14 protein-coding genes are annotated in these 15732 nt (G+C 71.8%); 3 read left to right on the top strand and 11 right to left on the bottom strand.

Going from position 1 to position 15732, the window contains the following annotated elements; all coding sequences use genetic code 11:
* Positions 1-479: 479 nt before the first annotated feature.
* The gene (locus AB0D34_RS45205; RefSeq protein ID WP_362673577.1) at positions 480-1025 is read right to left on the bottom strand and encodes a hypothetical protein; all 546 of its coding nucleotides are present in this window, start codon (positions 1023-1025) and stop codon (positions 480-482) included.
* Between the two features lie 102 nt (positions 1026-1127).
* Here AB0D34_RS45205 and AB0D34_RS45200 point away from each other — a divergent pair, with 102 nt between their 5' ends.
* The 3 genes from AB0D34_RS45200 to AB0D34_RS45190 are packed head-to-tail and all read left to right on the top strand — an operon-like array spanning position 1128 to position 4026.
* The gene (locus AB0D34_RS45200) at positions 1128-1451 is read left to right on the top strand and encodes a hypothetical protein (RefSeq protein ID WP_362673574.1); all 324 of its coding nucleotides are present in this window, start codon (positions 1128-1130) and stop codon (positions 1449-1451) included.
* Positions 1448-2584 carry a WXG100 family type VII secretion target gene (locus tag AB0D34_RS45195; protein ID WP_362673571.1) on the top strand — a complete coding sequence of 379 codons (1137 nt, stop codon included), beginning with the start codon at positions 1448-1450 and terminating at the stop codon, positions 2582-2584. Before AB0D34_RS45200 ends, AB0D34_RS45195 begins: the two co-directional genes overlap by 4 nt.
* Positions 2581-4026: a hypothetical protein gene (locus tag AB0D34_RS45190; RefSeq protein WP_362673569.1), complete on the top strand. Its 1446-nt coding sequence runs from the start codon at positions 2581-2583 to the stop codon at positions 4024-4026. The genes AB0D34_RS45195 and AB0D34_RS45190 overlap by 4 nt, the downstream gene beginning before the upstream one ends.
* A gap of 45 nt (positions 4027-4071) precedes the next feature.
* Here the strand turns inward: AB0D34_RS45190 and AB0D34_RS45185 are convergent, their stop codons facing one another.
* The 10 genes from AB0D34_RS45185 to rsmI form a co-directional block, all read right to left on the bottom strand.
* Positions 4072-4773, bottom strand: a complete 702-nt coding sequence (locus AB0D34_RS45185; RefSeq protein WP_362673567.1) for a LuxR C-terminal-related transcriptional regulator — start codon at positions 4771-4773, stop codon at positions 4072-4074.
* Positions 4774-4991: 218 nt separating this feature from the next.
* Complete coding sequence (locus AB0D34_RS45180; protein ID WP_362673565.1) at positions 4992-6794, bottom strand: ABC-F family ATP-binding cassette domain-containing protein; 1803 nt, start codon at positions 6792-6794, stop codon at positions 4992-4994.
* 101 nt (positions 6795-6895) lie between these two features.
* Positions 6896-8869: a nitrate- and nitrite sensing domain-containing protein gene (locus tag AB0D34_RS45175; RefSeq protein ID WP_362673563.1), complete on the bottom strand. Its 1974-nt coding sequence runs from the start codon at positions 8867-8869 to the stop codon at positions 6896-6898.
* Positions 8870-8970: 101 nt separating this feature from the next.
* Entirely contained in the window at positions 8971-9750 is a 780-nt protein-coding gene (locus AB0D34_RS45170; RefSeq protein ID WP_362673560.1) for an MHYT domain-containing protein, read from the bottom strand.
* Between the two features lie 216 nt (positions 9751-9966).
* Complete coding sequence (locus tag AB0D34_RS45165) at positions 9967-10866, bottom strand: 4-(cytidine 5'-diphospho)-2-C-methyl-D-erythritol kinase (RefSeq protein ID WP_362673558.1); 900 nt, start codon at positions 10864-10866, stop codon at positions 9967-9969.
* Positions 10863-11762, bottom strand: a complete 900-nt coding sequence (rsmA, locus tag AB0D34_RS45160; RefSeq protein WP_362673555.1) for a 16S rRNA (adenine(1518)-N(6)/adenine(1519)-N(6))-dimethyltransferase RsmA — start codon at positions 11760-11762, stop codon at positions 10863-10865. The genes AB0D34_RS45165 and rsmA overlap by 4 nt, the downstream gene beginning before the upstream one ends.
* Before the next feature lie 80 nt (positions 11763-11842).
* Positions 11843-13138: a ubiquitin-like domain-containing protein gene (locus tag AB0D34_RS45155; protein ID WP_362673553.1), complete on the bottom strand. Its 1296-nt coding sequence runs from the start codon at positions 13136-13138 to the stop codon at positions 11843-11845.
* A 99-nt stretch (positions 13139-13237) separates the two neighbouring features.
* A complete protein-coding gene (locus tag AB0D34_RS45150; RefSeq protein WP_362673552.1) occupies positions 13238-14122 on the bottom strand; it encodes a TatD family hydrolase in 885 nt (294 codons plus the stop codon).
* 48 nt (positions 14123-14170) lie between these two features.
* On the bottom strand, positions 14171-14563 hold the full coding sequence (locus AB0D34_RS45145; RefSeq protein WP_362673550.1) for a hypothetical protein: 393 nt from the start codon (positions 14561-14563) through the stop codon (positions 14171-14173).
* A 245-nt stretch (positions 14564-14808) separates the two neighbouring features.
* Complete coding sequence (gene rsmI / locus AB0D34_RS45140) at positions 14809-15657, bottom strand: 16S rRNA (cytidine(1402)-2'-O)-methyltransferase (protein ID WP_362673548.1); 849 nt, start codon at positions 15655-15657, stop codon at positions 14809-14811.
* Between the last annotated feature and the right edge of the window lie 75 nt (positions 15658-15732).

The following is a 15732-nucleotide window of genomic DNA, read 5'->3' as shown; positions in this document are numbered from 1 at the left end:
TCGGCCGGATCGCCAACGACCTCATCATCTGGTTGGCCGCCCGCGACTTCCCCGAACGGCCCCGACAGACCAGCCCTTTCTAAAACACGGCCTAGGGCGGGCGCCTATTGAGGTGCCTCTCTGTGACGGCCGGCGGCTGCGGCCCGGTGGGGGCCGGTCGCGCAGTTCCCCGCGGGCCGCTGGCGCTGGGCCTGGGCAGGGCGCCTGCGGAGGTGCCTTGCCGTCACGGCCGGCGGCTGCGGCCCGGTGGAGGCCGGTCGCGCAGTTCCCCGCGCCCCTGGGGAACTGCAGTCGCCGACGGCGGGCAGCGGGCGGGGTCAGGGAGCCCAACCCACGGCGGTCGGCGGACGCGGCCCGGTGGAGGCCGGTCGCGCAGTTCCCCGCGCCCCTGGGGAACTGCAGTCGCCGACGGCGGGAAGGCGACGGGGTCGAGGTGCCCGCGCGCAGCGGGCGGCATCCGGTGGGGCTCCGGTCCCGCCCTACTTCGCGGTCACCAGCGTCATCGCCCGCCCACCCGGCAACGCGAGCACCCCGCCCCGCTCCACGTCCCCCGCGAACCACGCCCCGTTCTCCAGCTCCGCCGTCCAGCGGCGCCACCGGAACGGGGCGCGTGCCTTCATCACCGGGGTCCAGTCGTCCGGGCCGTCACCGGTCCGCAGCTGGACCGGGATTCCGCCGCGCGTCCTCGTGCCGCGGGCCCTGCGCACGGCCGGGCAGTACTGCCAGGGGCGGTCTCCCAGTGTCGTGTCGATCGCGCGCACGGTCTGCAGGGAGAGCGAGGCCAGCGCCAGGGGGCGGAGGCCGGCGAACATCAGGAGCAGGAGGACCGCCCGGACCGTCTCCAGGTCCCGGTCGTCGATCAGGATCACAGCCAGGGTCAGCAGCAGCCATACGACCGTCCACGTCACCAGCCGCACCAGCCCGCGCCGCCAGGCCGCCAGATGGGCCGAGCGGGTCTCCGGGTCGTCGAGCGCACGGGTACCGGCGGGGAGCGAGGCGCTCTGCAGCACTGGGGGTCCTCCCATGTGAATGAACGGTGAGAGTGATCAGGGATGGTGTCTGCGCCAACAGTACCTTCGGTAAAGTTTTGGGCAAGCATTCCAAAAACACGGGGGGAAGCAGCACGTATGCCTGACGAGTTCTACATAGATCCGCAGGAGATGACGAAGCTGGCGAACGCCTTCGACACCCGGGCGTACGACCTGTCGAGCGCGATCAAGAGCTTCCAGACCAAGACGGACGCGGAACAGATCCACGACGGCTTCGGATTCCTCACGGAGTCCGAGGAGGTCACGTCGGCCTACATCGAACTGGCCTCGGAGATGTCCGAGTCGCTGGGCAAACTGGCCCGGCACTTCGACGAGATCGGCCAGGCCCTGAAGACCAACGCCAAGAACTCGGAGGCGTCCGACGACGCGCTCACCGACCTGTTCAAGGGCGGCAAGAAGTGAGCCAGGAGGGCGCGGCGGAGAAGGTCTACGAGGCCGGCATCGAGCTGGTGAACCCCGGCGGCCGCCCGGACGTGCTGCGCGCCGCGGCCAAGGGCTGGCGCACCATGGGCGAGGAGCTCGACGAGGCGTACACCGCACTCGACAAGAAGGTGCAGAACACCCTCGGCGAGCACTGGCGCGGCGACTCCGCAGAGGCGTTCCGGGCGCACTGGACGAAGATCGGTCAGGCGGTCGACGAGACCCTGCCGCTCTTCGAGCAGGCGGCGAAGGGCCTGGAGGAGGCGGCCGACAACATCGAGGAGATCAACGACGAGATCCACAAGATCTACATCGAGATCGGTGTCTCGATCGGCGCCTCCGTCGCCCTCTCCTTCGTCACGCTCGGCTTCTCCGCGGCGGCCGGCGCCGCCAACGCGGCCCGTCTGGGCATCCAGGCCGCCAACGCCGCCTCGAAGCTGGGCCGGCTGCTCAGCATGGCCGCCCGCGTCTTCCGCAGCATCCGCACCTTCGCGCAGGCCGGCAAGTGGCAGCGCCTGACCGTCGAGCTGGGCGTGCAGTGGGCCGCCGGGACGGGCGCCGGCGTCGCCACGAGCCTGGCCACCGGCAAGGGCGCCGAGTTCGGCAACAACCTCGTCAACGGCGCCGTGGGCGCCCTAGGCGGCAAGTACATCGGCGGTCCGCTGGGCGCGAAGCTCGGCGGAGGCATCCTGGGCAACAGTGCGGGCGGCATGACGGCGGGCGCCGCCGCCTCGGTCGCCGGGGACACCGTCAACAACCTGCGCAGCGGGGACGAGTTCGACGCCTCGCAGATGGGGCTCGGCGCTCTGGCCGGCGGGCTCACCGGTGGTGCGGGCAGCGCGGCCGTCCACCGGGCCACGGACGGACAGGCGTTCTCCGGAGCCCACGGTCTCGCGGGCGACGTGGCCACCAACGCCCCCATCGCCTTCGGGCTCGGCGCCGGCGGCAACGTCTCCAAGGACATCGACGCGGCGATCAACGGCGACCCCAACGCGGACAAGGACGAGGACCAGCCGGGTGCCGCCTCCGACGCACGCAGGGACGCTAGTGAGGATGCCAAGGCCCTGGAGGATCGGGACCGGCCCGATCCCGCAAGGTATGGAGCGTTCGGGTGAGCAGTGACTGGACCGTGGCCGACGCCGAGGCCGAGGCGACCGAGTTCCGGGGTTACTTCCGCGCGGGGAGGTTCGTGGCCGTGGCCGGCCCCCTGGCCCTGGTCGCGCTGACCGCGGGGTGGCTCTTCCTCGGGGCCGCGCCGGTCCTCGCGGGGACCACTTCGGTGCGCGACGCCCTCGTGTGGGCCGCCCTGGGGCTGCTCGCCGTATGCCTGGTGGTACTGGGCGCGGCGGTGTTCCGCGGTGGCGGCCGGTCCCGGCGGGAGAGCTACCGGGGTGCCGTGCGGGCCGCGTCGGTGGCCCCGGGATACGGCGAGGGCACGGTGCCGGCACGGCTGGGCGGGGCGGGCCGGCAGTCGGTCCGTACCGTGGGCGTACTGGTCGCCGTACCCGCGCTGTTGGCGCTCTGGGCCGCCCTCGGCGGGGCCGACGCGCGGGGCTCGGGCACGAGTACCGCGCTGGCGGAGGCGGACGCGGTGATCAGGCAGCTGCCGATCGTGAAGATCGAGAACCAGGTCGCGGAGGGGAGCAACCGCCGCGCCGACGCCACGGCCGACTTCACCGTCCTGCTGCCCTCGCCGACCGGGGGCGACGGTGTGCCCGCGACCTTCGAGGCGGCCACCAACCGTCGCGAGTCCGTCGGCAACGACCTGTACGTGGCGTACGTCCCGGACCGGCCCGAGCTGGGTGCCGTCGGGGACGACCAGCGCGCCGAGGTGGAGCGTCTGCTCGCCGGGCGCGCGGTGCCGGTCGGTGACGCGTGGCTGATCGCCGGTCTGTGGGCCCTGGTCACCCTCGGCCTGGTCACCGGCTGGTGGGTCACCGGCAGCACCCGCCGTGGCGCACGCGCCGTCGGCCCCGACTGGCAGTCCCTGCGGGTCACCGTCACCGGCGCGGGAGAGCACGTCGACACGCCTCCGCCCGGCGGGACTTCGGCGGCCGACGAACGCAAGCAGCGGGAGAACACCCGGCGGCTGAAGGGCCTGGTACTCCAGGGCGGCGACGGCACGGAGGTCCCCTTCCAGTCCCAGATGTCCAGCGAGGCCGCCGGCACCGCGCTGTCCGGTGCGCACGGCTGGCTGCTGTGGGACCCGCGCCGCCGCCGCGGCCGTGACGTGCCGGCCGATCTCGTGGGCGACGACGGCTGGCAGCTGCCCGGCGCGGTCCCGGTCCCGGTGGCCGAACGGATCGCGAAGGAGGGCCGCACGCTTCCCGCGCACCCCGACCCGCAGCGGCGCGTACGGTCGCTGGACCTCGGCGCGGGCTGGCTCGTGACGGCGTCCCTGCCGGTGCTCGCCGGGTGGGCGGTGGCGCTCGGCTGTCTGGCCGCGCTGGTGCTGGTGCCGGACGCGGGTGACTGGCGTTGGTGGACGGCCGCGGGGGGACTCCTCGCCCCCGTTCTCGGCCTCTTCGCGCAGGGGATGGCGCGGGACGGCGGCTGAGCCACGTCGTGAGGCGGGCCGGAGTCCCTGGGGACTCCGGCCCGTTCAGGCTTCCGGCAGAGCCCCCTGAGAGGCTTGCGGCACAGGTCCGGCCCGGTCCAGCAGGCCGGTCCGCGCGGCCAGCGCCGCCGCCTCCAGACGGGACCCCACCCCCAGCTTCATCAGCACCCGCTGCACATGGGTCCGGGCGGTCGACGGCGCTATCCCCATCCCCGCCGCGATCAGCCGCGTGTCCTCCCCGTCGGCCACCCGCACCAGCACCTCGACCTCACGGGGCGTCAGCATCTGAAGCAACCGCTGGCCCTCGTCGTCCGGCTGGGCCGCGGGGTTCAGCAGTTCACTGAACGCGCCCTGAAGCAACTGCGGAGCGACGGCCGCCTCGCCCGCCCTGGCCTTCATGATCGCCCGCTCGACGCCCTCGATGCGCTCGTCGTGCCGCACATAGCCCGACGCCCCCGCCGCGAAGGCCGCCGCGATCCCCCGAGGACTCGGCACCGGGCCCAGCACCAGCACCGCCACCTGCGGCCGCTCCCGCTTGATCTTCACAACCGGGTCGAACATCCCCGGCTCAGCCGGGGTCGCCGTCCCCAGCAGGCACACCTCCGGCGCCCGGCTGATCACCAGCTCCGCCGCCCCCGCGGCGGGCGCCGCCGCCGCGAGCACCCGGTGCCCGCGCAGTTTCAACGCCGAGGCCAGCGCCTCGGCGAGCAATCGGTGGTCGTCGACCACCATGAGCCGAACTCCCATCGAGCAACCCCCCAGTCCCCCCAATGGATCCGTGTGAATGCCCCACTATGGATGCCCACTGATCCGCACGGACAGAGGCCCTCTCCCAGCGCCCCCGCCCTTCATGCCCCCGGAAGCTACACGCTAGTTCGACGTTGCGCTTCCCCTACCGGTGAGAAGTGTCCCGGAAGTGCTGAATTCCCGGCTTTCCTGTCGTTCGATGACGATGTGCCGCGCCTTCACGCGTCCTCGGCCAGCTCCAGCCACCGCATCTCCAGCTCCTCGCGCTCCCCGGCGAGATCCCGCAGTTCGGCGTCGAGCGTGGCCACCTTCGCGAAGTCCGTGGCGTTGTCGGCGATCTGGGTGTGCAGCCTGGTCTCCCGCTCGGAGATCTTGTCGAGCTGCCGCTCGATCTTCTGGAGCTCCTTCTTGGCGGCCCGCTGATCGGCGGCGCTCTTCTCGGCCACCGGCTTCTCCACCACCGGCGCCGAAGCCGCGGCCGCCTCCTCCATCCGCTGCCTTCGCTCCAGGTACTCATCGATACCGCGCGGCAGCATCCGCAGGGTGGCGTCCCCGAGCAGGGCGAAGACCCGGTCCGTGGTCCGCTCGACGAAGAACCGGTCGTGGGAGATGACGACCATCGAGCCGGGCCAGCCGTCGAGGACGTCCTCCAGCTGGGTCAGCGTCTCGATGTCGAGGTCGTTGGTGGGCTCGTCGAGGAACAGGACGTTCGGCTCGTCCATGAGCAGCCGCAGCAGCTGCAGCCGCCGCCGCTCACCACCGGACAGGTCCCCGACCGGCGTCCACTGCTTCTCCTTGTTGAAGCCGAACGTCTCGCACAGCTGCCCGGCGGTCATCTCGCGCCCCTTGCCGAGGTCGACCCGCTCGCGGACCTGCTGCACGGCCTCCAGCACCCGCACCGCGGGGTCGAGCTCGGCGACCTCCTGGGAGAGATAGGCGAGCTTGACGGTCCTGCCGACCACGACCCGCCCGCCCACCGGCTGGGTCTCCCCCTCGGTCCGCGCGGCCACGGCCATGGCCCGCAGCAGCGAGGTCTTGCCGGCGCCGTTGACGCCGACGAGACCGATCCGGTCGCCGGGACCCAGCTGCCAGGTCACATGCTTGAGCAGCACCTTCGGCCCGGCCTGGACGGTCACGTCCTCCAGGTCGAAGACGGTCTTGCCGAGCCGCGAGGAGGCGAACTTCATGAGCTCGCTGCTGTCCCGCGGCGGCGGCACGTCCGCGATGAGCTCGTTGGCGGCCTCCACCCGGAAACGCGGCTTGGACGTGCGCGCGGGGGCGCCCCGCCGCAGCCACGCCAGCTCCTTGCGGACCAGGTTCTGCCGCTTGGTCTCCTCGGTGGCGGCGATCCGCTCACGCTCGGCACGGGCGAAGACGTAGTCGGAGTAGCCGCCCTCGTACTCGAAGACGTCGCCCTTCTGCACATCCCACATGCGGGTGCAGACCTGGTCGAGGAACCACCGGTCGTGGGTGACGCACACGAGCGCGGACCGGCGCTCGCGCAGGTGCTTGGCCAGCCAGGCGATGCCCTCGACGTCGAGATGGTTGGTGGGCTCGTCGAGGACGACCAGGTCCTGTTCCTCGATGAGCAGCTTGGCCAGCGCGATACGGCGGCGCTCGCCACCGGAGAGCGGCGCGATGACGGTGTCGAGCCCCTGCGGGAAGCCGGGCAGGTCGAGCCCGCCGAACAGTCCCGTCAGCACATCGCGGATCTTGGCGTTGCCGGCCCACTCGTGGTCGGCCATGTCCCGGATGACCTCGTGCCGGACGGTCGCCGTGGGGTCCAGGGAGTCGTGCTGGGTGAGGACGCCCAGCCGCAGTCCGCCGGAGTGCGTGACCCGCCCGGTGTCGGCCTCCTCCAGCTTGGCGAGCATGCGGATCAGGGTGGTCTTGCCGTCGCCGTTGCGGCCCACGACGCCGATGCGATCGCCCTCGGAGACGCCGAGCGAGACACCGTCCAGCAGGGCACGGGTGCCGTACACCTTGCTGACGTTCTCGACATTGACCAGATTGACGGCCATTTCTCTCCTGCCCGGGGGGATCGATCGACCCTCCAGGGTAGTCCGGCGCACGGCCCTCCTCTGTCGCCTCCACCCTCACCTGCGGCGAGACCGGTACGTGATCAGGCCCCGGCCATCCCCTGCCGCTGGATCAGCGCCGCCGCGGGGGCGAGGCCCCGGCCGTGCTGCGCGCCCTCGGCCACCGGCATGTCGTCGCGCATCAGGTTCTCGGGGATGAACACGGCCGCGGTCACACCGCCGTTCGGCGAGGAGCGCACCTCCACGCGCAGCCCCTGCCGCTCGCGCAGCCGGTTGACCACGAACAGGCCGATCTGCTTGGCGTCGAGGAGGTCGACCCGGTCGGACTGGATCTTGCGGTTGGCCTCGGCGAGGGCCTCCTCGTTCATACCGAAGCCGCTGTCCTCGACCTCGATGACGAGACCGTCGCGGGTGCGGGCGGCGCGCAGCTGCACCTGGGTGCTGGGCGGGGAGAACGCGGCCGCGTTCTCGACCAGCTCGGCGAGCAGATGGATCACGTCGGCGACCGAGCCGCCGACCACGGAGACCTTCGGCACCGCCCAGATCTGCACCCGGGGCGCGTTCTCGATCTCGGCGACGGCCGCGCGCAGCACGTCCGCCAGCGGGATCGGGTCCCGCCAGCCGCGGCCCGGCGCGATACCGGACAGGATGAGCAGGCTCTCGGAGTGCCGGCGCATCCGGGTCGCCAGATAGTCGACGCGGAACAGTTCCCGGAGCACGGCCGGGTCCTGCTGCCGCTGTTCCAGCGCTTCGAGCAGGTCCAGCTGACGGTGGAGCAGCACCTGGCTGCGGCGGGCGAGGGAGACGTACACCCCGGAGATCCCGCTGAGCAGTTCGGCGCGCTCGGAGGCCGCCTTGAGCGCGGCCCGCTGGACGGCGGTCAGTGCCGTGCCGACCTGGGCGAGTTCGTCGCCGGCCAGTCGGCGCATGGGGGCCTCGGCGTCGATGTCGACCCCCTGTCCGGCGTGCAGCCTGCGCATGGCCTGCGGGAGGCGCCGACCGGCGACCTCCAGGGCGGAGTTGCGCAGGTCGAGCAGTTCGACGATGAGGCCGCGCCCGACGAGCACGGACACCAGCAGCGACAGCAGCACACCCACCAGGCCGAGCACCACGGCGATCCCGGAGGCACCGAGGGTGTCCCAGCCGAACGGGTCGGCCTTGGCCGTGGCACCCGTACCGGCCGCCGTCTCGGCCGCCGTCAGCTTCTCCAGCACTCCGGCGGAGGCGGCGCCCCATCCCGCCAGAGCCGTCTTCGACACGGCGGCGGCCCCGGGCCCGGCAGCACGCACCCGGTTCTCGACGGCCTGCACGCGCGCGTACCCGTCGCCGTGCAGGATCTCCTGGTACGCGGCCTGGTGCGTGGCCTTCAGATCGGCGACGGCCGGCTCCAGCAACTCCCGCTGGGTGGCGACCGCGCCGACGAACAGGGCGTACTGCTCCCGGCTCAGCGTCCCCCCGGCACCCGCGGCGCCGAGCAGCGCCCGCTCCTGCGCCAGCGCCTCACGCGCGCGTGCCAGTTCGAGCACCACGCGCGCGTCGGAAGCGGCATCGGTGCCCTCGTCACCGGTGAGCCCACCGGTGACGGCGAAGGCGTCGTCGATGACGGTCGTGTACTTCGTGTACGTCGTCGAGGGCGTCGCCCCCTTCGAGCTCGCCTCGGAGCGCAGAGCCGCGAGCCGCCCCGCGTCGGCCTCCAAGGCGTCGATGCGCTCGGGCAGACTCGCGTCGAGGAGCGCGGCATCCGAGCTGGAGGCGTTGATGCCGTCCAGCAGGGCGGCGCTCGCCCTGTCGGTGGCCCTGCGCGCCGTATCGACCCCGACACCGCTCGACACGGCCGTCCGCTCCCCCTGCAACGCGGTCACGAAGTCCCCGACGGGCGCGAGCAGTTCGGCGTTGACATCCTTGGCCCGCTCGGTGTCACCGATGCTGGAAGCGGTCGTCACCGCGGCGAACCCCCACAGCGCCATGAGCGACACGATGGGCAACATGAGCAGCGAGACGATCTTGGCTCGGACAGATCTGGGGCGCAGTCGGGCGGACGTACGGGAAAGGGACATGGAGGTACCTTGCTAATGGAGTGACGTTTCTGCGAAGCGCCCCAAAGGGGCGCGGGGAACTGCGCGACCAGCCCCCACCGGCCCGCAGACGACCAACACGCTTACGCAGTAGTGAGCTCAACCTCGCGAAGCAACTCCGCGGCGACAGCCGACTCATGCCGCTTCCCGGTCGGCGACAAAGCAACGTACGCAGCAGCCAGGAACAGGAACGACCCCAACACCACGGCCAACGGAAAGATGAACTCGGTCGGCGTGGCGCCGGCCAACCCCGCACTGCTGGGCGCCAGTTCGATACTCACCGCGTACATCGCGGTGTAGTGCATGCTGCTCACCGCAAGCCCCATGACCAGCGCCGCCGCGGTGGCCAGCACCGGCCCCCGCACCACCAGCGTGAGCGTCAACGCGGCGGTCGCGGCCACGACCGCGATCACGACGGACGCGATGACCAGCATGGGGTCGTAGTCCACCTGCCCGTGCAGGTTGAGCGCGGCCATACCGGTGTAGTGCATGGCCGCGACCCCGACACCGGTACCCAGGCCGCCGAACACCACCGACGTCACCCGCGAGCGCCCGTACCCGGCGATGAACACGCCCGCCGCGACCACGCCGATGGACATCAGCAGGCTGAGGACGGTGAGCGGGACGTCGTAGCGGATCGGGGTGCCCTCGACGCTGAAGCCGAGCATGGCGATGAAGTGCATGGTCCAGATGCCGGAGCCGATGGCGACGGAGGCGAGCAGCAGCCAGTTCCGCTTGGAGGTGCCGTCGGCCTCCAGCGCCCGGACGGTGCACCGCAGGCCGAGCGCCGAGCCGACGCAGGCCATCGCATAGGACAGGACGGGGGTGACCCATCCGGCGCTGAAGTGATCCATGTGCCCCATGGGCGCTTCCTCTCGTACCGCCGGTAATCGAGAGACCGGGTTGGCTGGATCATGCCAGTGCTTTCCATGACCCGCAGGGGTGCGAAAGGGACCATGAGGGCGATTGCCGAACATTAAAGTTCTGTGGTGTACCTAACACTTCAACTACATATTCATGCAGGTCAGAGGCCCTTTTATGGAGAAGTGGCGGATGCCCCGGGGAGGCCTGGTGGACGTCTACCCGGAGATCACCGTCGCACCCGGCGCGGGGCCCGTCGCCGGGCGCACCGACCGGCAGGTGCCGGAGGCCCGCAGCGCGTCCGCGACCTTCGCCGCCGACTCCGCGTCACGGGTCAGGAACGCCGTGGTGGGACCCGAGCCCGAGACGAGTCCGGCGAGGGCACCCGCGGCACTGCCCACCGCGAGGGTGTCGGCCAGTTCCGGGAAGAGCGAGAGGGCGGCGGGCTGCAGGTCGTTGGAGACGGCGGCGGCGAGCGCCTCCGGGTCGCCCTTGGCCAGCGCGTCGAGCAGTTCCTCGGAGGCGACGGGCTCGGGCACGGCGAGGCCCTCGGTGAGCCGGTCGAACTCCCGGAAGACGGCCGGCGTCGACAGCCCGCGCTCGGCCATGGCGAACACCCACGAGAATCCGCCACCGACCTCCAGGGAGCGCAGCTTCTCCCCACGTCCCGTGCCGAGCGCGGCCCCGCCCACCAGGCTGAACGGCACGTCGCTGCCCAACTCGGCGCAGATGTCGAGCAGTTCCTCCCGGGACGCGCCCGTACCCCACAGCGCGTCGCAGGCCAGCAGCGCACCCGCGCCGTCCGCGCTCCCGCCCGCCATGCCGCCGGCGACGGGGATGTCCTTGGCGATGTGGATGTGGACGGCGGGATCCAGACCGTGGCGCTCCGCGAGGGCGATCGCCGCGCGGGCCGCCAGGTTCGTACGGTCCAGAGGCACCTGACCGGCGTCCGGCCCCTCGCAGGTGACGCGGAGCTCGTCGGCGGGCGTCACGGTCACCTCGTCGTAGAGACCGACCGCGAGGAAGACGTTGGCCAGGTCGTGGAAGCCGTCGGGGCGGGCGGCGCCCACCGCGAGCTGGACGTTGACCTTGGCGGGTACGCGGACGGTGACGCTCACTGCTGGACCGGCTCCTTGTTCTCTGCGCGCTCGGTGTGTTCGGCGTGCTCCGCGATCCGTGCGAACTCCTCGACGGTGAGCGACTCACCGCGGGCCTGGGGCGAGACCCCGGCCGCCACGAGGGCCGTCTCGGCGGCCGCCGCGGACCCGGCCCATCCGGCGAGCGCGGCCCGCAGCGTCTTGCGGCGCTGCGCGAAGGCCGCGTCGACGACGGCGAAGACCTCGCGCTTCGACGCGGTGGTCTTGATCGGCTCGGTCCGGCGGGTGAGCGCGACGAGTCCGCTGTCCACGTTCGGCGCGGGCCAGAACACGTTGCGGCCGATCGACCCGGCCCGCTTGACCTCGGCGTACCAGTTCGCCTTCACGGAGGGGACGCCGTACACCTTCGAACCGGGCGGCGCGGCGAGCCGGTCGGCCACCTCCGCCTGGACCATCACGAGGGTGCGCTCGATGCTCGGGAAGGTGTCGAGCATGTGCAGCAGTACGGGTACGGCGACGTTGTAGGGCAGGTTCGCGACGAGTGCCGTCGGCGATGGGGCCGGGAGGTTGGTGACGTGCATGGCGTCGGAGTGCACGAGTTGGAAGCGGTCGGCACGGTCGGGCATGCGGGCGGCGATCGTGGCGGGGAGCGCTGCGGCGAGTACGTCGTCGATCTCGACGGCGGTGACGCGGTCTGCAGTTTCCAGCAGCCCGAGGGTGAGCGATCCGAGGCCGGGGCCTACCTCTACGACCACGTCGTCGTCCCGGACGCCTGCGGTGCGGACGATTCGCCGGACCGTGTTCGCGTCGATCACGAAGTTCTGGCCGCGTTGTTTGGTGGGGCGGACCCCGAGGACAGCCGCTAGTTCGCGGATGTCGGCGGGGCCCAGGAGGGCGTCAGGGGAGGGGCTGCTCACGTAGACAGCCTAGCTGCGGGCCGGTGGGGGCTGGTCGCGCCCGCGTGGCGGAGCCACACATCGATACAGCCCCGCGCCCCTTAGGTCGGTCCATGCAAGCGGGTTCCACAGTGCGGCCATGGACTGGCCCCCCGTCGTACGTACAGCTTCTTCGCCCTGAACGTCTGCTCCGCCGCCGGGGCGTCCTGGGGGCGGCCCGAGCCGCCCAGCCCCTGCCAGGTTCTCGTGTCGAACTGGTAGAGGCCGCCATACGTCCCCGAGGGATCCACCGCGTTCGGTCGGCCCCCGGACTCACAGGCCGCCAGCCCCTGCCAGTTCAGGTTGTCCGCGCCCTGGACCGACGTGGGCATCGGTGTCGTGCCCACCCTCACCAGCTGGGTCCGCGGCTCGCGCACCACCTCGGTCCTGATCCGGCGCGGCTTCTGCTTGACCCCGTTGACGGTGCGCAGGGAGTACGTGACCCGGCGTACGCCCGGTGCGCCCGCCTGCTCCACGACCTCGGTGCCCTTGAACAGGGAGGAGTCCTCGGTCCGCTGCTCCTGGAAGGGGATGCGTTCCTCGCGGACCTCCTTCGTGCCGGTGATGCGCAGCACCGTGATGGTCTGACCGTCGCGCGGGAAGCTGCCCGGCGCCACCGAGGTGGTGTCCATTCCGCTCAGGGTGACCCCGGCCGCCTCAACGGCCTCGGCCACGGTCGCCGCGTTCGTGCGGATCGTCCGGGCCCACCCGTCCGCCATGACCGTCACCGAGCGCTCGGTGCGCACGTCCAGCGCGAGTCCCTCGCGCCCGATCCGCCGGGAGCGCGAGGTGGACAGGTACGCGCCCTGCGCACGCACCCCGAGCTGTTCGAGCGCCTCCTCGACGGTGTGTGCCGTGGTCCACACCTCGCGCCGGTGGCCGTCGAGCGTGAGCCGCACGGGACGGCCGTAGTGCACCGCGACCTCGTCGCCGCTGGCGAGCTGTTCGCCGGGCGCGGGCGCGACGACGTCGTGGGCCCCGACCGCCACGCCCTCCTCGGCGAGCAGTTCGGTCACGTCGTCGGCGAAGGTGTGCAGGGTGCGTGGGGTGCCGTCGACGGTCAGCTCGATCGCCTTGTCCTTGGCGACGAAGGCGGTGGTGCCGCCCGCGAGGAAGGCGACCACCAGCGCCTGCGGAAGCAGTCGGCGCATGGTGCTGTCGGAGCGCTCGGCGTACCGCGCCCTGCGCCGGCGCTCGGCCCGCCGGCCCGCGTTCTGCAGGGGCAACGTCGGCTCGGAGGTCTCGTAGGCGGGGCGGTAGGTGTCCTCGTACGGTGCGTCGAAACCGCCGTACACCGGTGGTTCGTACGGCTCGGTCGGGTTGTACGCCTCGTACATCTCGTACTGCGAGTTGCTCACGACGACACGCTCCAGGAGTGCGGATCGGGCCCCCAGAACCTAGCGGAGCGACCGTCACCCTCCAAAGCGACGCGACTACCCGGAGTTACGTTCGACTGCTCAGTACCCGAAGGCGCGTGCGGTGTTGGCGGCGAGTGCCGTGGCCAACGCGTCCTCGTCGATGCCGCGCACGGCGGCCAGGGCGCGCACCGTGACCGGAACGAGATAGGGGGCGTTCGGCCGTCCGCGGTACGGCACCGGTGTCAGGAAGGGCGCGTCGGTCTCCACGAGGAGGAGCTCCAGAGGCGCCACGGCCACCGCGTCCCGCAGGTTCTGGGCGTTCTTGAAGGTGACGTTGCCGGCGAAGGACATGAAGTAGCCCTCGCGGGCGCACAGTTCCGCCATCTCCGCGTCGCCGGAGTAGCAGTGGAAGACGGTCCGCTCGGGGGCGCCCTCCTCCTTCAGCACGCGCAGCACGTCCTCGTGGGCGTCCCGGTCGTGGATGACGAGGGCCTTGCCGTGCCGCTTGGCGATCTCGATGTGGGCGCGGAAGGAGGACTCCTGCGCCTCCTTGCCCTCGGGCCCGGTGCGGAAGTAGTCGAGGCCGGTCTCGCCGACGCCCTTGACCTGCGGGAGTGCGGCCAGGCGGTCGATCTCCGCGAGCGCCTCGTCGAGCGCCGACGTGCCCCCTGCCTGGCGTGCGCCCTGCCTCGACCAGCCGTCGGGGTCGCCGTGCACGATGCGCGGGGCCTCGTTGGGGTGCAGGGCGACGGCGGCGTGGACGGCGTCGTACTGTCCCGCTGTCTCGGCCGCCCACCGCGAGCCCCGGATGTCGCAGCCGACCTGGACGACCGTGGTCACCCCGACCGACGCGGCTTTCGCGAGCGCCTCCTCCACGGTCCCGTCCTGCATGTCCAGGTGGGTGTGGGAGTCGGCGACCGGCACCCGGAGGGGCTCCGGGAGCGGCGGTGCCGCGTTCTTCTCGCGGGGGCTGTTCGAAGGCATGCCCCGATCCTACGAAAGGGGCAGTGCCCTCTTGGTCCCGAGACCGGTTCAGCTCGCCTTGCGCTGGAAGACGTGCAGCAGGTCGGCCAGGTGCCAGTGGTGGTCCTCGGTCGACACCCCGTCCCCGGCCCTCGGCGCCTCCACGGGCCCGGCGGCGGGCGTGCGGTGCTGTTGGTGCGCCGCGTCACGGGCGGACGCGACCCGGCCGGGCCGCATGATCCGGACGACGTGGTTGTCGCAGTTCGCGCACGTGGGCTTGGAGAGCGGCGAGGGCACGACCCGTCCGTCCACCATGTACTGCACGAACTCCCGGCCGTCGCCGTCGACGTGGTGCTCTATCTCGTACGACTGCTCCCACCCGTGCCCGCAGCGCATGCAGGCGAAGGAGTAGGACTCGTTGACGACTGCCGTGGCACCGGGGTGCCCTGCGATCTCGCTCATGCCAGCTCCTGTGTGTCCGCTGGGTCGAAGGACGGGTGCGTCCCTCACCCCAGTGGACGCCTCACAAGGCGCCAAGGCGACAGCCCTGTCGAGTGTTGGAGCCGATTTGGACTTTCCTTGCCAAACGGGCCGTCACACCGCGCGGAGCTTTGCATTCCGAGACTCCGCTTTACGCGCACATGGGGCGCATGCTCAGAAGTCATGCGCCCTGCTCAGAGGGGGTGTGACCCACCTCATGCGGCACGTCAGGAAGGCGCGTTCTTCGCCGCAACGACAGCATCGAAAACAACTCTCTTGGGGATACCCGCCTCGACGGCCACCGCGGCGATCGCCTCCTTGCGCCGCTCCCCCGCCTCCTCCCGCACCCGCACCCTGCGCACCAGCTCCGCGTCGTCGATCTCCTCGGCCCCCTTGGCGGGCGCCCCCTCGACGACGACGGTGATCTCCCCGCGCACCCCTTCGGCGGCCCACTCGGCCAGGAAGCCCAGCGTGCCCCGCTTGACCTCCTCGTACGTCTTGGTCAGCTCCCGGCACACCGCGGCCCGCCGCTCGGCACCGAACACCTCGGCCATCGCGGCGAGGGTGTCGTCGAGCCGGTGGGGCGCCTCGAAGTACACGAGGGTGCGCCGCTCGTCGGCGACCTCCCGCAGCCGAGACAGCCGCTCACCGCCCTTGCGCGGCAGGAACCCCTCGAAGCAGAACCGGTCGACGGGCAGCCCGGACAGCGCGAGCGCGGTGAGCACCGCGGACGGTCCGGGTACGGCGGTGACCCGGACGTCCTTCTCGACGGCCGCGGCGACCAGCCGGTACCCGGGGTCGGACACCGAGGGCATCCCGGCGTCCGTGACGAGCAACACACGTGCGCCGCCGAGGAGTTCCTCGACGAGTTCGGGCGTACGGGCGGCCTCGTTGCCCTCGAAGTACGACACCACGCGCCCCTTGGGCGTCACGTCCAGCGCCTGGGTCAGCCTGCGCAGCCGGCGGGTGTCCTCGGCCGCGATCACGTCGGCTCCGGCCAGTTCCGCCGCCAGCCGGGGAGGAGCGTCCGCGATGTCGCCGATGGGGGTGCCTGCCAGGACAAGGGTTCCAGTCACCTCCCCATCCTCCCAGGGGCGGCCCGAACCGGACGCATCCGCCCATGCACGGGACTCACACAGCGCCGTTCCCTA

This window comes from Streptomyces sp. NPDC048420 (assembly GCF_040651535.1).
GTDB lineage: Bacteria > Actinomycetota > Actinomycetes > Streptomycetales > Streptomycetaceae > Streptomyces.
This window is presented reverse-complemented; position numbering and strand designations above follow the sequence as displayed.